General features: G+C 74.7%; 16 protein-coding genes and 1 pseudogene. 8 read left to right on the top strand and 9 right to left on the bottom strand.

Translation table 11 applies throughout. The features are described from left to right. Positions 1-8: 8 nt before the first annotated feature. Positions 9-1,547 carry a DUF5691 domain-containing protein gene (locus tag EF903_RS13045; RefSeq protein ID WP_260615160.1) on the top strand — a complete coding sequence of 513 codons (1,539 nt, stop codon included), beginning with the start codon at positions 9-11 and terminating at the stop codon, positions 1,545-1,547. 70 nt (positions 1,548-1,617) lie between these two features. Here EF903_RS13045 and EF903_RS13040 read toward each other — a convergent pair whose 3' ends face one another. Then, on the bottom strand, positions 1,618-2,019 hold the full coding sequence (locus tag EF903_RS13040) for a cobalamin B12-binding domain-containing protein (RefSeq protein WP_125543382.1): 402 nt from the start codon (positions 2,017-2,019) through the stop codon (positions 1,618-1,620). A 209-nt stretch (positions 2,020-2,228) separates the two neighbouring features. Between EF903_RS13040 and EF903_RS13035 the strand changes: the two genes are divergently transcribed. Further along, positions 2,229-3,014, top strand: a complete 786-nt coding sequence (locus tag EF903_RS13035; protein WP_125543381.1) for a triacylglycerol lipase — start codon at positions 2,229-2,231, stop codon at positions 3,012-3,014. Positions 3,015-3,235: 221 nt separating this feature from the next. Beyond that, positions 3,236-4,753, top strand: coding sequence for a M23 family metallopeptidase (locus EF903_RS34020; RefSeq protein WP_185902643.1), 1,518 nt, complete (start codon positions 3,236-3,238; stop codon positions 4,751-4,753). 75 nt (positions 4,754-4,828) lie between these two features. Here EF903_RS34020 and pcrA read toward each other — a convergent pair whose 3' ends face one another. Further along, entirely contained in the window at positions 4,829-7,363 is a 2,535-nt protein-coding gene (pcrA, locus tag EF903_RS13025) for a DNA helicase PcrA (protein ID WP_125543380.1), read from the bottom strand. Between the two features lie 121 nt (positions 7,364-7,484). Between pcrA and EF903_RS13020 the strand changes: the two genes are divergently transcribed. Continuing rightward, positions 7,485-7,838 carry a hypothetical protein gene (locus EF903_RS13020; protein ID WP_125543379.1) on the top strand — a complete coding sequence of 118 codons (354 nt, stop codon included), beginning with the start codon at positions 7,485-7,487 and terminating at the stop codon, positions 7,836-7,838. Positions 7,839-7,964: 126 nt separating this feature from the next. Beyond that, positions 7,965-9,014 carry a C40 family peptidase gene (locus EF903_RS13015; RefSeq protein WP_125543378.1) on the top strand — a complete coding sequence of 350 codons (1,050 nt, stop codon included), beginning with the start codon at positions 7,965-7,967 and terminating at the stop codon, positions 9,012-9,014. A 32-nt stretch (positions 9,015-9,046) separates the two neighbouring features. Here EF903_RS13015 and EF903_RS13010 read toward each other — a convergent pair whose 3' ends face one another. The 3 genes from EF903_RS13010 to EF903_RS13000 all read right to left on the bottom strand — a co-directional run bounded on the left by EF903_RS13010 (position 9,047) and on the right by EF903_RS13000 (position 12,302). Then, a complete protein-coding gene (locus EF903_RS13010; RefSeq protein ID WP_312845920.1) occupies positions 9,047-10,156 on the bottom strand; it encodes an alpha/beta fold hydrolase in 1,110 nt (369 codons plus the stop codon). Positions 10,157-10,284: 128 nt separating this feature from the next. Then, entirely contained in the window at positions 10,285-10,998 is a 714-nt protein-coding gene (locus EF903_RS13005; RefSeq protein ID WP_125543376.1) for a response regulator transcription factor, read from the bottom strand. Then, positions 10,995-12,302: an ATP-binding protein gene (locus tag EF903_RS13000; RefSeq protein ID WP_125543375.1), complete on the bottom strand. Its 1,308-nt coding sequence runs from the start codon at positions 12,300-12,302 to the stop codon at positions 10,995-10,997. Before EF903_RS13000 ends, EF903_RS13005 begins: the two co-directional genes overlap by 4 nt. Positions 12,303-12,434: 132 nt before the next feature. Between EF903_RS13000 and EF903_RS12995 the strand changes: the two genes are divergently transcribed. Both EF903_RS12995 and EF903_RS12990 read left to right on the top strand, forming a co-directional pair. After that, positions 12,435-13,784 carry a PspC domain-containing protein gene (locus tag EF903_RS12995; protein WP_260615150.1) on the top strand — a complete coding sequence of 450 codons (1,350 nt, stop codon included), beginning with the start codon at positions 12,435-12,437 and terminating at the stop codon, positions 13,782-13,784. Next, entirely contained in the window at positions 13,771-14,022 is a 252-nt protein-coding gene (locus EF903_RS12990) for a hypothetical protein (RefSeq protein WP_125543373.1), read from the top strand. The genes EF903_RS12995 and EF903_RS12990 overlap by 14 nt, the downstream gene beginning before the upstream one ends. Here the strand turns inward: EF903_RS12990 and EF903_RS35200 are convergent. The 4 genes and pseudogenes from EF903_RS35200 to guaA form a co-directional block, all read right to left on the bottom strand. Next, positions 13,941-14,417, bottom strand: a complete 477-nt coding sequence (locus EF903_RS35200; RefSeq protein ID WP_260615159.1) for a DoxX family protein — start codon at positions 14,415-14,417, stop codon at positions 13,941-13,943. The two genes, EF903_RS12990 and EF903_RS35200, sit on opposite strands and share 82 nt — an antisense overlap. Continuing rightward, positions 14,406-15,539: pseudogene (locus EF903_RS12985) on the bottom strand (hypothetical protein); the annotation flags it as partial. The gene EF903_RS35200 and the pseudogene EF903_RS12985, both read right to left, overlap by 12 nt. Positions 15,540-15,677: 138 nt before the next feature. Then, on the bottom strand, positions 15,678-16,445 hold the full coding sequence (locus EF903_RS12980) for a class II aldolase/adducin family protein (RefSeq protein WP_125543371.1): 768 nt from the start codon (positions 16,443-16,445) through the stop codon (positions 15,678-15,680). A gap of 216 nt (positions 16,446-16,661) precedes the next feature. Beyond that, positions 16,662-18,254 carry a glutamine-hydrolyzing GMP synthase gene (gene guaA / locus EF903_RS12975; protein ID WP_125543370.1) on the bottom strand — a complete coding sequence of 531 codons (1,593 nt, stop codon included), beginning with the start codon at positions 18,252-18,254 and terminating at the stop codon, positions 16,662-16,664. Between the two features lie 301 nt (positions 18,255-18,555). Here guaA and EF903_RS12970 point away from each other — a divergent pair, with 301 nt between their 5' ends. Next, positions 18,556-18,858 carry a chorismate mutase gene (locus EF903_RS12970; RefSeq protein WP_125543369.1) on the top strand — a complete coding sequence of 101 codons (303 nt, stop codon included), beginning with the start codon at positions 18,556-18,558 and terminating at the stop codon, positions 18,856-18,858. The last annotated feature ends 273 nt before the right edge of the window (positions 18,859-19,131 follow it).

Raw genomic sequence — 19,131 nt, 5'->3', positions numbered from 1 at the left:
GGGGGGAGCTGGTCGGGGCGGCGCTGCTCGGCACCGGGCGGCGCCGCGGCAGCCCGCGGGAGCTGCTCGACGCGGCGGCCGTGCACACGCTGCGCCGCCGCGCCGGGCTGAGGCCCGCCGAGGCGGCGCCCCGGCCGCGGCCCGCACCTGCGGACCCGCGGCCGGAGCCGCCGGAGCCCGCCCGGCGGCGGCTCGCGCAGCTGCTGGCCGGGTGGGCCGGAGCGGGAGGTGGATCCGGGCGGCGGGGGGCCTCGCCGGACCTGGCGGAACTGCTGCCGCAGTGGCTGGCGGCCGCCGGCCGGCACGGCTACCGGGCGCCCGCGGCGCTGCTGCCTGCGCTGCTCGACGCCGCCCGGGCCCGCAGCGACCTGCGCCCGCAGGCCCTGGCCCTGGCGGGGCCGCGCGGGATGTGGCTGGCGGGGCTCAACCCCGACTGGAGGTTCGCGCTGCGCGGCGGGGCGGGCGGGGGCCTGCCCGACCCGGAGGACACCGCCGCGGTGCGGCGGCTGTGGCAGGAGGGGCTGTTCGCGGAGCGGGCGGGCCTGCTGGGCGCCGTACGGGCCCGCGATCCGGCCGCGGCGGTACGGCTGCTGTCGTCCACCTGGGCCACCGAGCGCGCCGAGGACCGGCTGATGTTCCTCGACTCGCTGCGGGTCGGGCTGTCCGCCGGCGACGAGCCGTTCCTGGAGGCCGCCCTGGACGACCGGAGCCGCAACGTCCGGGCGACCGCCGCCGAGCTGCTGTCGGCGCTGCCGCAGTCCGCACTGGCCCGTCGGATGGCCCGGCGGGCGCTCGCCTGCGTCGGGCCGGCCGGCGTGGCCCCGCCGGCCGAGTGCGACGCGGGCATGCTGCGCGACGGAGTCGCCGAACGGCCGCCCGCCGGGCGCGGCGAGCGCTCCTGGTGGCTGGGCCAGTTGGTGGAGGCGGCGCCGCTGTCCTGCTGGCGGGACCGCTTCGGGGGCCTGGACGCCGCCGCGATCGTCGCCCTGCCGATGCCCGGGGGTGAGAGCTGGGCCGAGGAGCTGCACGCGGCGTGGTGCCGGGCGGCGGTGCGGCAGCGGGACCCGGAGTGGGCGGCGGCGCTGCTCGGCTCGCCGGCGGCCCCGACCGCGACCGCCCCGGGCACGGCCTCGCTCGCCGAGCGGGCCCGGCTGCTGTCGGTCCTGCCCGAGGGGGAACGGGCCGGCTGGGTGGCCCGGTTCGTCGGTGCGCACGGACTGTCCGAGGCGTTCCAGCTGCTCGGGGCGTGCGCCGTGCCGTGGGCGGGGCCGCTCGGCCGGGCCGTGGTCGACGCGCTCGACGCGGCGCGGGAGGCGGGCGGCTACCCGTGGAGCTTCAGCGGGGTGATGGGGCTGGCCGAGCGCTGCCTCGACCCGGCCGAGGCCGGCCGGCTGGAGGCGCTGACCGCCGCCGCGCAGCAGGCGGCGGACCCCGGCGGGACCGCGGGCGCGGGCGCGTACTGGGCCGAGGCCTTCCAGCGGCTGACGGCCACCCTGCGGCTGCGCGCGGCGATGCTCGCCGAACTCGCCGCGGGGCCCGCCGTGTGACGCACCGCCGTGTGACCCGCCGCCGGGCGGCCCGCACTCCTCGGAGGGCGGGCCGCCCGGGGCGGCGCGGTCAGCGGCTGATGTTCTCGCGCACCCAGTCCACGATCGACGTCGTCGTCGCGCCCGGGGTGAAGATCGCGGCCACGCCCTTCTCCTTGAGGGGGGCGATGTCGTCCTCCGGGATGATGCCGCCGCCGAACACCTTGATGTCCTCGGCCTCGCGCTCCCGCAGCAGCTCCAGCACGCGGACGAACAGCGTGTTGTGGGCACCCGAGAGGATCGACAGGCCGATGGCGTCGGCGTCCTCCTGGATGGCGGTGTCCACGATCTGCTCGGGGGTCTGGTGCAGGCCCGTGTAGATGACCTCCATGCCCGCGTCCCGCAGGGCGCGCGCGATCACCTTCGCGCCGCGGTCGTGGCCGTCGAGACCCGGCTTGGCCACCACCACACGGATCGGACCGGTCACACCCATCGCACTGCCTCCCGAGTGAACGAACGTTAAGTACAGCATCGCGCACGCCGCCGTTTCACGGTCAAGCGGGAGGGGGAAATCACACGTGGGACGGCGTTGATTCACCGCCGGGGGAGCCGCACCGCCAGGCACCGCGCCACCGTACCGGCAGCCGCACGGCACGGCGGCGCGGTCGGCAGCAGTCCCAAAGGTCTTAGGGGAGGCCGTCGATGGGGCTGTCGCCGTGGCTGTCCGCGCCCTTTTCCGCATTCGCCCGAGCCGGGGTCCTGGAGGCCGTCCTGTTCGGCGCGCACGTCGTGCACTACCCGACCGGGATCCGGCAGGAGAAGCCCGCCGAGCCCGGGCCGGGCGGCGTGCACCCGCCGGTGCTGCTGCTGCACGGCTTCACCGACAACCGGTCCGTGTTCGTCCTGCTGCGCCGCCACCTCGCCGCGGACGGCCGCCGGCGGGTGGAGGCGCACAACTACTCGCCCCTGACGCGCGACGTGCGCGCCGCGGCCGGGCGCGTCGCCCGGCGCGTCGAGGAGTTGTGCGAGCGGACGGGCCGGGACCGGGTGGACCTCGTCGGGCACAGCCTGGGCGGGCTGGTCGGCCGGTACTACGTCCAGCGGCTCGGCGGCGACGCGCGCGTGCGCACCCTCGTCACGCTGGGCTCCCCGCATTCCGGTACGCGCGTCGCGCCGTTCATGGACGCCCACCCCCTCGTCCGGCAGATCCGCCCGGACTCCCCGCTGATCGCCGAGCTGCGCGCCCCCTCCCCCGGCTGCCGCACCCGATGCGTGGCGTTCTGGAGCGGGTGGGACGAGCTGATGGTGCCGGCGGACGCCGCGCGCATCGAGCACCCCGACCTGATGGCGGAAAACATCGAGGTCAGGGGCATCGGACACCTGGCGCTGGCCGTGCACCCGGCCGTCGCGGCGGCGGTCCGGCGGGTCCTCGACGGGCCGGGTCCGGCGGCCGCGGAGACATCCGGCGAGGCGGCCCCGGCCGCTTGAGCACCGCACCCCGCCGGAGTCGAACGAATTTCGAACTCAAGGCCAAGGCTGGGCATGGGACGGGCCGAAAGACAGCCGAATGCCCGGTTCCGCTCAGCCGGAACCCCGCCGAAGATTGTCGTGGCCAGTGACCGCCGGGTACAGTCACGCCACTGCTCTCCCCAGGGATTCCCCCGTCCCTGGCCACCCAGGCCCCCACTGCCGAGGCGAAAGAGAAGTTGGTGAACGACCGCCCCTCGTCGGGCCTGTACCCCGATCCCGGGTACGACGGCCTTTCGACCACCACTTTCGCCGGTGACTCCCCCTACGTTTCCTATGAAACGCAGGGCCAGGGTTACGACTACACGGCGTACGGCACCTACGACACCGGTACCGCCGGAGCGTACGACGCCACCGCCGCCTGGACCGCGGTCCCCCAGACCGGCTACGCCCAGGACGGCTACCTGCCGACGATCCCGGCCCAGGGCGCACACGAGGAAGCGGCCACCGGCCAGTGGGACACCGGCGCCTGGACCGCTCCCGGCACCGACTACCAGTCCGCGGCCGCCGCGTTCGGGTACGACCAGACCGGCCAGTGGGCGGCGCCCGGATACGGCACCGCGGGCACGGAGACCGGCGCGTACGACGCCACCGCCTGGAACACCGTCCCCCAGGACCAGCAGCAGACCCAGACGTTCTCCTTCGCCTACGAGGCCGAGGCGCAGCAGCCGCAGCCGCAGCCGCAGGACTCCGGCTACGCGGACGACGCCTACACCGGCACCGCCGTGTTCGAGGCGGTCCCGGAAGACGCCTTCACTCCCGACTTCGAGGCCGGCTTCGAGCCCGACGCGGCACCGGCCCCCGAAGCCGGGGCCGACGAGGCGTTCGACGCGCCCTCCCCCGTACACGACCTCCCGACGCAGGCCATGCCCGTCACCCCGGCACCCGCCGGCCCCGTCGCAGGCCCGCGGGCCTCGCGCCGCGCAGGCGCCAAGTCCGGGCACACCGGCGGCGGCAGCGGCCGCCGCCGCACCCCGGCGAAGCGTTCCGCCCTGCTCACGGTGGCGGTCCCCTCGGCGTGCGTGGTGGGCGTCGCCGGCGTCGCCGCGGCCTCCGTCGGCGGCCTGACCGGCGGCGAGAAGCCCGCCGAGGACACCACCACGATGGCCGCGCCCGACCCGGCGTCGGTCAAGCCCGTCGCGGCGAACAGCAAGCTCGACACCCAACTGGAGGCGCTCAGCGCCGACGCCGGGGACTTCGCGGACCGCGCGAGCCGCACCCAGGAGCGCATCGACCTGCGCCAGCGCCAGGACGAGGAGCGCAAGCGGAAGGCGGAGGAGGAGGCCGCGAAGGAGGCGGCCCGCCCCAAGTTCGCCATCCCGGTCGCCCAGCGCGGCCTCAGCGCCTCCTTCGGCCAGGCCGGCGGCATGTGGATGTCGGTGCACACCGGCATCGACTTCCCCGTGGGCTACGGCACCCCGGTCATGGCCGCCACCGACGGCACCGTGCGCACCCAGTGGAACAGCGCCTACGGCAACATGGCGATAGTGACCGCCCCGGACGGCACCGAGACCTGGTACTGCCACCTCAGCAGCACCAAGATCCGGTCCGGCAAGGTGAAGGCGGGCGACGTGATCGCCTACTCCGGCAACTCGGGCAACTCCACCGGTCCGCACCTGCACTTCGAGGTCCGGCCCGGCGGCGGCGGCGCCGTCGACCCCCTGGCGTGGCTGCGCGGCAAGGGCCTCAACCCGAGCTGACACCGCCGGACACGCGCAAGGACCCAGGAGTGGGCCCGGGCCTCGACGGCCCGGGCCCACTCCCGTTGCACGGCGTCAGAGCTTCTGCACCGGTGCGTACCGCAGCAGCAGCCGCTTCGGCTTGGCGTCACCGAAGTCGATGGTCGCCTGTGCGTCGGCGCCGGCGCCCCGCACCTCCGTCACCGTGCCCAGCCCGAACTGGTCGTGCGTCACCCGGTCGCCGACCGCCAGCGCCACCACCGGCTTCTCCGCGGCCCGCCGCGTCGCGAACCCGGAGGGGCCCGAGCGCGTGCGCGCCGAGGACAGGAAGGCTTCCGGCGAGGTGCCGAACGAGGCCTTGCCCGACCCGTGGCCCTGGCCGCGCACCGGGCCGGCCGGCTTCTGGGCGGCACCCGTGCGCTTCCACTGCAGGTACTGGGCGGGGATCTCCTCCAGGAACCGCGACGGCGGGTTGTAGGAGGGGGTGCCCCAGGCGCTGCGCATCGCGGAGCGCGTCAGGTACAGCCGCTCGCGGGCGCGCGTGATGCCGACGTACGCCAGCCGGCGCTCCTCCTCCAGCTCCTTGGTCTGGCCGAGCGCCCGCATGTGGGGGAAGACCCCGTCCTCCATGCCGGTCAGGAACACGACCGGGAACTCCAGGCCCTTCGCGGTGTGCAGGGTCATCAGCGTGATCACGCCGCTGCCCTCGGTGTCCTCGTCCGGGATCTGGTCGGAGTCGGCGACGAGCGCGACCTGCTCCAGGAACTCCGCCAGCGTGCCGCCGCCCGCCGCGGCGCCCTCCTCCGCGGCGCCCTCCTCCGCTCCGGCCGCCGCCGCGCCGCCCTCGGTGCGGGCCTGCTCGAACTCCAGGGCCACCGCCGCGAGTTCCTGGAGGTTCTCGATCCGCGTCTCGTCCTGCGGGTCGGTCGAGGCCTGGAGTTCGGCGAGGTAGCCGGTGCGCTCCAGCACGGCCTCCAACACGACGGCCGGCCCGGCGCCGGACTCGGCGATCGTGCGGAGCTCCTCCATCAGCGCGTTGAAGCGCTTCACCGCGTTGGTCGAGCGCGCGGCCATGCCGTACGCCTCGTCCACGCGCCGCAGCGCCTGCGGGAAGGTGATCTTCTCGCGCAGCGCGAGGGCCTCGACCATCGCCTCGGCGCGCTCGCCGATGCCCCGCTTGGGCACGTTCAGGATGCGGCGCAGCGGGACGCTGTCCTCGGGGTTCGCCAGGACGCGCAGGTACGCGAGGATGTCGCGGACCTCCTTGCGCTCGTAGAAGCGGACGCCTCCGACGACCTTGTAGGGGAGGCCGACGCGGATGAAGACCTCTTCGAAGACACGGGACTGCGCGTTGGTCCGGTAGAAGATCGCGACGTCGCCGGCCTTGGCCTCGCCGGCGTCGGTGAGCCGGTCGATCTCGTCGGCGACGTACTGGGCCTCGTCGTGCTCGGTGTCGGCGACGTAGCCGGTGATGACGGCGCCGGCGCCGGCCTGCGTCCACAGGTTCTTGGCGCGGCGGTTCTCGTTGCGCTCGATGACCGCGTTGGCCGCGGAGAGGATCGTCTGCGTCGAGCGGTAGTTCTGCTCCAGCAGGATCGTCGTCGCGTCCTTGTAGTCCTCCTCGAACTGGAGGATGTTGCGGATCGTCGCGCCGCGGAAGGCGTAGATCGACTGGTCGGCGTCGCCCACGACGCACAGCTCGGCCGGCGGCAGGTCCGGGTAGCCGGTGCCGACGAGCTCGCGCACCAGCGTGTACTGGGCGTGGTTGGTGTCCTGGTACTCGTCGACGAGGACGTGCCGGAAGCGCCGCCGGTAGTGCTCGGCGACGTCGGGGAACGCCTGGAGCAGGTGGACGGTCGTCATGATGATGTCGTCGAAGTCGAGCGCGTTGGCCTCGCGCAGGCGCCCCTGGTACATCGCGTACGCCTGGGCGAGGGTCTTCTCGAACCCGTCGGCGGCCTGGGCGGCGAAGGCGTCCTCGTCGATGAGCTCGTTCTTGAGGTTCGAGACCTTGGCGTTGAAGGACTTCGGCGGGAACTTCTTCGGGTCGAGGTCCAGGTCGCGGCAGACGAGCGCCATGAGGCGCTTGGAGTCCGCCGCGTCGTAGATCGAGAACGAGGAGGTGAAGCCGAGCCGCTTGGACTCGCGGCGCAGGATGCGCACGCACGCGCTGTGGAAGGTGGAGACCCACATGGCGCCGGCGCGCGGTCCGACGAGCTGCTCGACGCGCTCCTTCATCTCGGCGGCGGCCTTGTTGGTGAAGGTGATCGCCAGGATCTGCCCGGGGTGGACGTTCCGCGCGGCCAGCAGGTGCCCGATGCGGTGGGTGAGCACCCGGGTCTTGCCGGAGCCGGCGCCGGCCACGATCAGCAGCGGGGAGCCCGCGTGGACCACGGCGGCGCGCTGCTGCTCGTTCAGCCCGTGCAGCAGGGCGGCCGGGTCGATGACCGGCCTGGGGGTGCCGTCGCGGTAGTAGGCGTCACCGCTCAGGGGCACGTCGAAGCGGCCCTCGAAGAGGTCGTCCGCGCCGGGCTCGGGGGCGCGGTCCTCCGCGTACTCCTCGGGGGGCGGCGGCTCCTCGTCGGAGGGGGTGAGGTCCGCCAGGAAGCTGTCGTCAAAGAGGCTGCTCATCGCCTTCCGAGTCTAGGGGGCGGCGGGGACACCCGGCCCCGGCCCGGAGGAATCCGCCGTATCTCACACCGGCGCCGCCCCCCTGCCGGGGCCCCGGGCGGGCCCCCGTACGCTCGACCGCATGGACGTACTCATCGATGTCTTCGTCGGCCTGCACATCATCGGGATCGCCTCGCTGCTGGGCGGCTTCCTGACCCAGATGAAGGCGATGGGCGCCGGCACGGCACGCTTCACGCCCGCGATGCTGCACGGCGCGCTGACGATGCTGGTCACCGGCGTCCTGCTGGTCGGCTTCCGCGAGATGGACGGCGGGACCGTCAACCACATCAAGATCGGCGTGAAGCTCGCCGTCCTGTTCGTGATCCTCTGCCTCGTCTACGTCAAGCGCGACGAGGAGCGCGTCGACAAGGCCCTGTTCGGGACCGTCGGCGCCCTGACGGTGGTCAACATCTTTATCGCCGTCCTCTGGCACTGATCGCCCAGCCGCCAGAACCGGTCGCGTCGGGACACATTGCGGTCATCCCGCCGTCCGACCGCCGCCCCGCCCTCTAGCGTCCTCCTCCGAACCGAGCCCCGACCGGAGGAAGGACGTGAGGCCCGCGTGGCCAGTCACCGAAAGCCCAGGCAGCGCCCGCTCCGCGGCGGCACCGTCCGGACCGCCGCCACCCTCGCCCTGGCGGGCGCTGCCACCGCCACCGCCCTCGAAGGCACCTCCCACGCCGACCCCCGGCAGACCCCCGCCGGGATCAAGGCGGAGGTCGACCGGCTGTACGAGGAGGCCGAGGCCGCCACCGAGCGGTACAACGGGGCGAAGGAGAAGGCGCAGGAGGCCCAGCGCACCCTGGACGGGCTGCGCGACGAGACCGCCCGCCGCACCGACCGGCTGAACGAGGCCCGCCGCACGCTCGGCGCCCTCGCCGCGGGCCAGTACCGCAGCGGCGGCCTGTCGTCCGCCGTCCGCCTGGCGATGTCCGACGACCCGCAGGACTTCCTGGACCGGGCCGCCCTGCTGGACCGGGCCGGCGACCGCAGCGCCGCCGAGGTCGCCTCCGTGCGCCGGCAGCTCGACGAGGTCGGCGGCCTGCGCAAGGCGGCCGCCGGGCACCTCGCCGAGCTGCGCGAACGGGAGGGCGAGCTCGCCCGCCACAGGTCCGCCGTCGAGGCCAGGCTGGAGGCCGCCCGGCGGCTGCTGGCCCGGCTGACCGCCGAGGAGCGCGCCGCGTACGAGGCCGGGGCCGGCGGCGGCGCCTCGCAGGCCGGCGCCGGGCAGGCGGCGGCCGCCCCCGCCCCGCCCGCAGACGGCTCGCGCGCCGCACGCGCCGTCGCGTTCGCGTACGGCGCCGTCGGCAAGCCGTACGTCTGGGGCGCGACCGGGCCGGGAGCGTACGACTGCTCCGGGCTGACGCAGGCCGCCTGGCGCGCGGCCGGGGTGTCCCTGCCCCGTACGACGTACACGCAGATCAACGCCGGCCGGCGGGTGTCCCGGGGCGAGCTCGCCCCGGGCGACCTGGTGTTCTTCTACTCCGGCGTCACCCACGTCGGCCTCTACATCGGCAACGGGCAGATGATCCACGCCCCGCGGCCGGGCTCGACGGTCCGCGTGGCGCCGATCGACTCGATGCCCTGGGCGGGGGCCTCCCGCCCGGCCTGAACCGCCGCGGGCGGGCGGGCCCGGGGCGGCCGCTACGGGGCCTTGACCTGGGTGCCCAGCCAGGCGAAGACCTGCGGGAGCTGCCGGACCCAGGCGTCGATGGTGTGGCCGCCGGTCGTCTTCTGCACCTCGATCTTCGTCGGGTGCTGCGCCGCCTGCTGGAGCGCGATGCCGGCCTGGTAGCCGTCGTTCTCGCCGCCCGTGACGAGCAGGGACACCGCGGGCGGGGCCGGTGCGGCCTTCAGCATGGTGTGCAGGTTGTGCTGCTGGCGCAGGACCGGGTCCTCGCGCAGCAGGGAGGCGGGCTCCATCCCCGGGTCGTTGTAGCCGGACATGGAGACGGCCGCGGCGTACCGGTCGGGGTGGGAGATCGCCAGCTTGGCGGCGCAGTAGGCGCCCGCGGAGTACCCGGCGACGCCCCAGGAGCGGGGGTCGTCCGAGGCGCGGAAGTTGTCCGTGACCATCTTGCGGACGTCGACGCTGAGCCAGCTGTCGGCGTTGACCCGGCCCGGGATGTTGGCGCAGCCGGTCTCCGTGTCGCCGAGGAGCATGGTGCGCGCCGAGACCAGGATGAAGGGCTGGACCTGGCCGTTCTTCATGAGCGGCTCCAGCTTCTCCACCACCTTCAGGCCCTTGAACCAGGACTTGCCGGAGCCGGGCATGCCGGGGATCAGCTCGACGACGGGGAACTTGCGGTCCTTGTAGGCCGGGTCGTCGTACTGCGGGGGCAGGTAGACGAGGACGTCGCCCTTCACCCCGGAGATCTTCCCGTCGAGCTCGGTCGCCTGGACCCGGCCGCCGGGAACGTCCTCGACGGGGCGGAACTGCTGTTTGACCTTCGGAGCCTCCTCGACCTTCTTGCCGCCGAGGCCGTCGGGGCCGAGGTCCTCGGCGGCCTGGACGTAGTCGCCCGTGCCGACGAGGTCGCCCCAGGTGGTGTAGAAGTTCTGCTCGCGGTTCACCCCGATGAACACCAGCGCGATGGCGGTGGCCTGCGCGAACACCATCATCAGCACGCGGGTGAGGGCGCGCACGGCGGCGGGGCCGCGCACCTTGCTCCACACGGCCAGCGGCAGGAGGACGGCGATCGCCGTCAGGGCGATCGCCGCCACGAACACGGGGGTCCCGGTCAAGCTCGTCACGCCAGCCAAGAACGCCCCGACCCCCCTCGGGGTTCCCCCTTCGCCCTGCGGCGTGTGTCACAGAACGTGCCCGGCGGCGGATCGGCACCGCCCCGCCGGTCCCACGGGCCCCGCGGGACCCTGCCGTCTCACACCAGGCGGCGGGCCGTCGCCCAGCGCGTCAGCTCGTGCCGGTTGGACAGCTGGAGCTTGCGCAGCACCGCGCTGACGTGCGACTCCACCGTCTTCACCGAGATGAACAGCTGCTTGGCGATCTCCTTGTACGCGTAGCCGCGGGCGATCAGCCGCAGCACCTCGCGCTCGCGCTGCGTCAGCCGGTCGAGGTCCTCGTCGACCGGCGGGGCGTCCGTCGAGGCGAACGCGTCGAGGACGAAGCCCGCGAGCCGCGGCGAGAACACCGCGTCGCCCTCCTGTACCCGGAAGACCGAGTCCACCAGGTCGGCGCCGGTGATGGTCTTGGTGACGTACCCGCGCGCACCGCCCCGGATCACGCCGATGACGTCCTCGGCCGCGTCCGACACGGACAGGGCCAGGAAGCGCACCGGGTTCTCGGCGGCCGCCGTCAGCGGGGCGCACCGGCGCAGCACCTCGACCCCGCCGCCGCCGGGGAGGTGTACGTCGAGGAGGACCACCTCGGGCCGGGTGGCGGTGATGACGGTGACGGCCTGGTCGACGTCGGCCGCCTCGCCGACGACCTCCACGCCGGTCCGGGCGGTGTCGCCGATCTCCGCCTGCACGCCCGCGCGGAACATCCGGTGGTCGTCGACGAGCACCACCCGGACCCGCCGGCCCGCCGCGTCCGCCGCGCCCGCCGCGTCCGCCTGTGCGTATCGCTCCGTCATGCCGCCTTCGCCGCCCTCTCCATCTCCAGCTCGACTTCCGTGCCGCCGTCGGGCGCGGACCGCAGCCGTGCGGTCCCGCCGTTGCGCTGCATCCGGCCGATGATCGATTCTCGTACGCCCATGCGGTCGTCCGGTACCGCGTCGATGTCGAAGCCCGGCCCGCGGTCCCGTACGGACACGAACACGGTCTGCCCCTCCACCTCGGCGTACACCTGCACCGGGCCCCCCTCGCCACCGTACTTGGCGGCGTTGACCATCGCCTCGCGCGCGGCCTGCACCTGCGCGCCCAGCCTCTCGTCGAGGGGGCAGTCGCCGACCACGACCACCTCGATGGGCACGCCGTGGTGGTCCTCCACCTCGGCGGCGGTCTTCTTCACGGCCTCGGCGAGGGTGGCCGGCTCCTCGGCCTCCTCCTTGCCTGTGCCCTCCGGCTTGTAGAGCCAGTTCCGCAGCTCGCGCTCCTGGGCGCGGGCCAGCCGGCGCACCTCTCCCGCGTCGTCGGCGTTGCGCTGGATGAGAGTGAGGGTGTGCAGCACGGAGTCGTGGACGTGCGCGGCGACCTCGGCGCGCTCCTGGGCGCGGATGCGCATCAGCCGCTCCTCGGACAGGTCCTGCGTCATCCGGATCAGCCAGGGACCGGCGAGCAGGGCGATCCCGGCGAGGACGGCGAGCGCGGCGGTCAGGACGTTGCCGAGCTGCGCGGCCGAGCCGCGGACGACGATGAACAGGGTCAGGCCGATGCCGACGAGCGCGATGCCGGCGCAGGCGCGGGCGAGCTGGAGCATCCGCCGGCTGCCGCCCGGCCCGGCCGCCCAGTGCTCGCGGCGGGCGTTGTCGGCCTGCCGCCAGACGAGGACGACGCCCGCGCCGACGAGCAGCGTCGGCCACACGTAGCGCCCCGAGGCGCCGCCGGACTGCACCTTGGAGAGGAAGATGCCGGCGCCGACGCACAGCGCGACCAGGGCGGTGATCTGCCCCTTGGCCGGTTTGCGCAGCCGCCGGCCGCCGTCGGGGAGGGTCTCGAAGAGCTCGTGGAAGGAGCGGCCCCCGCTGCGGCCGCCCAGGCCGAGCGGGACGAACACCCAGAACGCGGCGTACAGCAGCACGCCGAGCCCGTCGCCCCAGACGAACAGCCCGAAGAAGGCGAGCCGCACCCACACGACCGGCAGCCCGAGGTGCCCGGCGAGCCCGCGGGCCACGCCGCCGAGCATGCGGCCGTCGGCGCTGCGGTACAGGCGGCGCTGCGGTGCCTCGTCGGCGGGGTCGGGGGCGTGCGGAGTGCGCGGTGCGGCGGAGGCGGGCATGCCACCGATGGTCACACGCGCGGGCGGTGCGGGGCATCAGGGCATCCCCCCAGCCCTCCCCGGGGGATCTCAGGGTCGCACCAGGGTGGGGCCCCGATGCCCGGCGCCGCGGGGCGCCTCCACCATGGAGCCATGACCGAGCACGACTCCCCGCCGCCGGCCGCTTCCGGCACGGCGGACCCGCAGGCGCCCGGGGCCGCACCGGGGCGGCCCGCCGACCGGCCCGCCGAGCGTCCGCCCATGCGCCGCAGCGGGCGCGACAAGGTCCTCGCCGGCGTGTGCGGCGGCCTGGGCCGCTACTTCGACCTGGACCCCGTGGTCTTCCGGATCGTGCTGGGCGTGCTCACCGTCACCGGCGGTGTCGGACTCCTCTTCTACGGCGTCGCGTGGCTGGTGCTGCCCGTGGAGGGCGAGGAGGACAGCGAGGCGAAGAAGCTGCTGACCGGCCGGGTCGAGGGGACGACGCTGGCCGCGCTGTTCGCGGCGCTCGTGGGCTGCGCGGTGTTCCTGTCGATGCTGGACAACGGCGGGCTCGCCGCGTTCTCGGTGCTGGTGGTGCTCGCCCTGGGCGGGGCCGCGTACTGGTCGCAGCGCCACCGCGGCACGGCCGTCCCCGAGGCGGAGCCTCAGACGGCGGCCCGCCCCGCCCCGCCGGAGACGCAGGCGCCGCCGGCGCCCGGCGCGCCCTCCTGGTGGCGGGACCCGCTGGTGAAGGACGGCACGACCGGCCCGGTCGGCAGCTCCGGCTACCTGTGGGGGCCGGACGACTCGGCCGTGGCCGCGGAGCCTGGCGGCAAGGGCCCCGGCGGCAGGCCGCCCGGCGCGCGGCCGGGCGGGCCGGGGCGGCCCCGCGGCGGCATCGGCGGCCGGCTGTTCGTCCTGGCGGTGCTGGCGGGCGCGGTGGCGACGGCGGCGGTGTGGGAGGACAGCACCCTCTCGCACGCCCTGCAGGTCGGCCTCGCCTCGGTGCTCGCGGTGTTCGGCCTCGGCCTCGCCGTCAGCTCGTTCCGCGGCCGTACGGGCTTCGGGACGATCCTGATGGCCCTGGCCACGGCCGGGCTGCTGGCGGTGTCGGCGGCGCTGCCCGCGGAGATCGGCACCGACTGGCGGGACGTGCGCTGGCGCCCCGCCGCCGTGGCCGACGTCCAGCCGGTGTACGAGTCCGGCACCGGCACCGCCACCCTCGACCTGAGCCGGCTCGACGTGCCGAAGGGCAGCACGCTGACCGTGCGCGCCGGCATCGACGCCGGACTGCTGAAGGTGATCGTGCCCCGCGAGGTCACCGCCCGCGCGGAGGCCTCCGTACGGCTCGGCGACATCCGGATGCCGGACGACACCCGCTCCTACGTGCGCATCCGGGGCGAGGGCGAGACCCGGCGGGAGACGGTGGCGCCGGCCGGCGGCACGGAGGCCGGGGGAACGGTGGAGCTGCACCTCGAAGCGGGTGTGGGACAGGTGGAGGTGGCCCGTGCGGCGTCATGAGTTCCAGCCGGGCCGGTTCCTGGCCGGCCTCGTCCTGACCGCGGCGGGCGCGCTCTACCTGCTCGACGCGGCGGGCGAGATCGACACCCCGTGGTTCCTGGTGGTGCCGATGGCGGCCGGCGGCCTGACGCTGGCCGCGCTGGTGGGGCTGGTGGCCTACGCGGTGCGCCGCGACCGCCGCAGCCTGGCCGAGCCTTCGGACCGGGCGGACCGGATCAGCGAGTCCACCGACCAGTAGGGCGCCCCGGCGAGCACCAGCGGCGTCCACGCCATCAGGTAGGCGAGATCGTTTCCGTAGTAGTACGGGGACACCTGCCAGGACACCGTGAGCCACAGGCTGAGCGAGATCAGCAGCCCGCCGAGGGCCGCGAGGCGGGTCAGGAGGCCGGCGAGGACGCCGACGCCGACCGCGATCTCGCCGACGGCGATGGCCAGGGCGAAGGCGACGGGCGAGCGCAGGGCCAGGTCCACCAGCTCCGGGACGGCGGAGGTGTCGCGCACGCCGCGCATCAGCTCCCCGATGGAGCCGGCGCCGGAGGCGGACAGGAAGGCGGGGTCGGTCAGCTTGTCCAGGCCCGCGTAGACGAAGGTCGCGCCGAGGAAGATCCGCAGCGGCAGCAGCCCGCCGACCACGGGGACCAGCGGCACGTGGACGTGGACCGCCCCGATCCGTACGACCAGCCGGGCCAGCATCTCCGGGGTCTGCGCCCCGGGCGGGACGAAGCCCACCCCGCGGATCTCGATGTCGTCGCCGGGCCGGACGGCCGCGTCCAGGTCTCCGGGCTCGCGTCTGCGGACCACGGACAGCACGAGCGGCCGGGTCACCTCGGCGAACTTCGCGGCCAGGTACACCGCGGCCGACAGGGCGACGAGCAGGGCCAGCGCCCACGGCAGCCGCGGCAGCCGGTCCGGGAACCGGGCCAGCGACACCGCCGCGTACGCCAGCACCACCGTCGAGACCAGCACGTACTGGGCGTCGGGCAGGCTGCCCCGGCCTGCGTCGTCCGTGAGCAGGTCCGCGCCGCGCGGCCGGTCCGCGGGCAGCTTCTGCAGCCGCTGGCCGAGGATCCGCACGGCGACGACGCGCCGCACCAGCACCGCCACCGCCGAGGTCAGCGCGACGATCGCCAGCAGCGGCAGCGCCCGCACCAGCCCGAGGCCCTCGTACAGCGCCTGCCGCTCCGGGCCGGGCGCGGAGGCGGCCAGCCGCAGCGCGGGCAGCAGCCCGGCGAACGCCGTCAGCAGCAGCCAGGCGGCGGGTACGGCCTTCGAGGTCGACAGCCGGTTGTCCTCGCCGACCAGCGGGGCGAGCAGTCCGCCGCGCACCGACTGGGCGCGGGCGGCGAGGGTGAGCAGCCCGGCGAGGAAGGCGGCCGCGAGGAGGGCGGCGGTGCGCGCGGGCGACCAGCCGGTGCCGAGGGCGGTGCCGACCTGGACGACGAGGAGGATGCCGGCGGCGATCCACACGGCGAGGACGGCCCGCCGGGAGAAGACGTGGAGCCAGGAGCTGCCCGCCTCGCGGCCGCGGTCGGCGGCCGTGCGGGCGGAGAGGGCGAGTTCGTCGGAGACCCACTGCCGGGACGCGCCGGCGGACCGGGCGAGCGCGGCGGGCAGTCCGCGGCCTGCGGCGAACTCGTCCCGTTTCTCCAGGAACGCCGCGACCGCGCGGCGGTGTCCCTCCTGCGCGCCGTGCGGGCAGTCGTCGCAGGTGCATGCGCCGCCGTGGGTGCTTCGGGAGATCTGTTGGACAGCCACGTGCCTGCCGCCTCTCTGAACTACGGTGCGATGGCAGCGAATTGTGCACCACTGCGGCAGTGCTCCGGATTGCGCACGATGTCAGAGCAGGTGATTGTCCGTTCATGATGTTGACGTCACCCGCGCGGCGTACGGGTGTCAGTGCGCGGCGGACTGCCGCAGCGGCTGGTAGGCGGCCCAGGCGGCGAGGTCGGTGCCGAACCGCTCGCGCGCGGCGAGGGCGGCGCGGTGTCCGATGGCCGCGGGGCGGCCGGCGGCGCGGGCGATGAGCTGGACGCGGGCGGCCCGCTCGGCGGCGACGGTCCACCAGGCGGCGGCGTCCACGGTGGCGCCGACGGTGAGCACCCCGTGGTTGCGCAGGACGAGCGCCTTGTACGGGCCGAGCGCGCGGGCGATGCGGGCGCACTCGGCGGGATCGCCGGCGCCGCGGGTGTACTCGTCGACGAGGGCGTGGTCCTGGTAGAAGGCGCAGGCCTCCTGGGTGAGCGGGGCGATCAGCTGCCCGAGCGCGGCGAGCGCCCTGCCGTAGGGGCCGTGTGCGCGGACCGCGGCGACCGCGTCGGGCCGGGCCCGGTGGACGGCCGCGTGGAGGGCGAAGGAGAGCCCGTTGACGCGGCGCCCGCCCTCCAGGACGCGCCCGCCGGGGTCGACGAGGAGCAGGTCCTCGGCGGTGAGGGCGGCCGCCGCCCGCCCGAAGGGGTTCACCCAGAGGCAGTCCGGGTACTCGGGGTCGCGGGCGGTGGCCAGCGCGGCGGGGTCCTCCTCGAAGCCGAGCCGCGCGAGCAGGCGCAGCGCTCCGGCGAGGCGCTCCTTGCGGTGGGCCCGCTCCCGGGCGGGGTCGTCGTGGACGGGCGGCATCTCGAAGCGGAGCCGGTCCACGGGAACGGGTGCGGGCTGGTCCGGCATCGCTGCCCTCCTCGGTGGCGTCGGCCGGCCGCGGGGCCGGCGCGCGCACGGTACCCGCGCGGCCCGCAAGTGGCCAGGGGCAGGAAGAGGGCCCGGGCGGCGGCCGGGGGCGACGGGCGCGGGCGGCGGGCGCGGGCGGCGGCCGGAAACGGCGGAGCCGCCGGCCCCGGGCGGGGGCGGCGGCTCCGTCTCACGTGCGGCGCGGGGCCGGCGGGATCACTCCCACTCGATGGTGCCCGGCGGCTTGCTGGTGCAGTCCAGGACGACGCGGTTGACGTCCTTGACCTCGTTGGTGATGCGGGTGGAGATCCGGGCGAGCACCTCGTACGGCATGCGCGTCCAGTCCGCGGTCATGGCGTCCTCGGAGGAGACGGGGCGCAGCACGATCGGGTGCCCGTAGGTGCGGCCGTCGCCCTGGACGCCGACGCTGCGGACGTCCGCCAGGAGCACGACGGGGCACTGCCAGATCTCGCGGTCGAGGCCGGCGGCGGTGAGCTCCTCGCGGGCGATGGCGTCGGCCTCGCGGAGCAGGTCCAGGCGCTCCTTGGTGACCTCGCCGACGATGCGGATGCCGAGGCCGGGGCCGGGGAAGGGCTGGCGGTGGACGATCTCGTCGGGCAGGCCGAGCTCCTGGCCGACCATGCGGACCTCGTCCTTGAACAGCTGGCGCAGCGGCTCGACGAGCTGGAACTCGATGTCGTCGGGGAGGCCGCCCACGTTGTGGTGGGACTTGATGTTGGCGGTGCCGGTGCCGCCGCCGGACTCCACGACGTCCGGGTAGAGGGTGCCCTGGACGAGGAAGGCCACCTCGGGGCCGCCCTCCGCCTCGGCGATGATCTCGGCCTGCGCCTGCTCGAAGACCCGGATGAACTCGCGGCCGATGATCTTCCGCTTGGCCTCGGGGTCGGAGACCCCGGCGAGGGCCGCCAGGAAGCGCTCCTGCGCGTCGACGACCTTCAGCTGGACGCCGGTCGCGGCGACGAAGTCCTTCTCGACCTGCTCGGTCTCGCCCTTGCGCATCAGGCCGTGGTCGACGTACACGCAGGTCAGCTGGGAGCCGATGGCCTTCTGGACGAGGGCCGCGGCGACCGCGGAGTCCACGCCGCCGGAGAGGCCGCAGATGGCGCGCTTGTCGCCGACCTGCGCCTTGATGGCCGCGACCTGCTCCTCGACGATGTTGCCGGTGGTCCAGGTGGGCTTGAGGCCGGCGCCGCGGTAGAGGAAGTGCTCCAGCACCTGCTGGCCGTGCGTGGAGTGCATCACCTCGGGGTGGTACTGCACGCCGTACAGCTTCTTCTCGTCGTTCTCGAACGCGGCGACGGGGACGACGTCGGTCGAGGCGGTGACGGTGAAGCCCTCGGGGGCGGCGGAGCAGGCGTCGCCGTGGGACATCCACACCGACTGCTCCGCGGGGGTGCCCTCGAAGAGGGTCGAGCCGGTCTTGCTGACGCTCAGCGGGGTGCGGCCGTACTCGCGGGCGCCGGTGTTGTCGACGGTGCCGCCGAGGGCGGTCGCCATCAGCTGGAAGCCGTAGCACATGCCGAAGACGGGGACGCCGGCCTCGAAGAGCGAGCGGTCCAGCTGCGGGGCGCCCTCCTCGTACACCGAGGACGGACCGCCGGACAGGATGATCGCCTTGGGGTCCTTGGCCAGCATCTCGGCGACGGGCATCGTGCTCGGGACGATCTCGCTGTAGACCCGTGCCTCGCGGACGCGGCGGGCGATGAGCTGGGCGTACTGGGCGCCGAAGTCGACGACGAGAACCGTGTCCGGGGCGCTGTCGTGGGCGGCGGAGGGTGCTTCTGGCACGGGGGCGGCCTTCCGGCGGAAGAGGGGGCTGTTTTGTCAATTCTAACGGGGGACGCGCGGACCGTTTTCGTCTCACCATCCGAACCGGTTTGGCCCCGGGTGCCCGGCGGGGCAATAATCCGGTTCGTGCGCAGGCAGCTGAGCTTCCTCTTTACCTATGGCACCGGACGGTCCGGCAGCCATGGGTCCTCGTGATGCTCGCGCAGAGCACCTGACTTCCCGCAGCGCCCCGGTCCGACAGGACCCGGGCGCTGCGGCGTTTCCACGGTCCTGCGGGCCCCCACCGACAGGAGACCCCGCCATGACCGCCACCGCCACCGCCACCGTGTCCCCCGCCGCCGCCACCGCCGCGGACGCGGACCCCGAGCAGCTGATCGCGGCGTCCCGCGACCGCATCGACGCCATCGACGACCGGATCATCGGCCTGATCCAGGAGCGCATGGCCGTCTCGACGGTCATCCAGGAGGCCCGGATCGCCTCCGGCGGCCGCCGTGTGCACCTGTCGCGGGAGATGGAGGTGCTCTCGCACTGGAGCGACGCCCTCGGCAAGCCCGGCACGGCCCTCGCCATGACGCTGCTGGAGCTGTGCCGCGGCCGGGTCTGAGGCGTCCCCTCCAGCCGTCTGTTCGTCACCCGTCCGGCCCGTGACCGGCCCGGCGGCCCTTCGTTGGTGTGGGTGGCCGCGTCAGCCAGGCGCGGGTCCAGCACCACGCGTGGCTCCGCCGGAGCGATGAGACGTACGGCCCGTGGGACGTGCGTCGTGGGACCTCGCTCCTTCGCGTGACCGGACGGCAGGGGACAGCAGGCCGGTCACACCGACGACGGCCGGCCCGGGGGACGCCCCGGGCCGGCCGTTCGCGTACCCGCGCCCTTCCCC

This window comes from Streptomyces sp. WAC05292 (assembly GCF_003949955.1).
Taxonomy (GTDB): Bacteria; Actinomycetota; Actinomycetes; order Streptomycetales; family Streptomycetaceae; genus Streptomyces; species Streptomyces globosus.
Note: the sequence above shows the minus strand (reverse complement) of the source record. Positions and strands in the feature narration are given on the sequence as shown.

Excerpts from the sequence above, each read along its gene's own strand:
- EF903_RS13040 (WP_125543382.1), bottom strand. The coding sequence starts at position 2,019 with ATGGGTGTGACCGGTCCGATCCGTGTGGTGGTGGCCAAGCCGGGTCTC.
- EF903_RS13035 (WP_125543381.1), top strand. The coding sequence starts at position 2,229 with ATGGGGCTGTCGCCGTGGCTGTCCGCGCCCTTTTCCGCATTCGCCCGA.
- pcrA (WP_125543380.1), bottom strand. The coding sequence starts at position 7,363 with ATGAGCAGCCTCTTTGACGACAGCTTCCTGGCGGACCTCACCCCCTCC.
- EF903_RS13020 (WP_125543379.1), top strand. The coding sequence starts at position 7,485 with ATGGACGTACTCATCGATGTCTTCGTCGGCCTGCACATCATCGGGATC.
- EF903_RS13005 (WP_125543376.1), bottom strand. The coding sequence starts at position 10,998 with ATGACGGAGCGATACGCACAGGCGGACGCGGCGGGCGCGGCGGACGCG.
- EF903_RS13000 (WP_125543375.1), bottom strand. The coding sequence starts at position 12,302 with ATGCCCGCCTCCGCCGCACCGCGCACTCCGCACGCCCCCGACCCCGCC.
- EF903_RS12995 (WP_260615150.1), top strand. The coding sequence starts at position 12,435 with ATGACCGAGCACGACTCCCCGCCGCCGGCCGCTTCCGGCACGGCGGAC.
- EF903_RS12980 (WP_125543371.1), bottom strand. The coding sequence starts at position 16,445 with ATGCCGGACCAGCCCGCACCCGTTCCCGTGGACCGGCTCCGCTTCGAG.
- EF903_RS12970 (WP_125543369.1), top strand. The coding sequence starts at position 18,556 with ATGACCGCCACCGCCACCGCCACCGTGTCCCCCGCCGCCGCCACCGCC.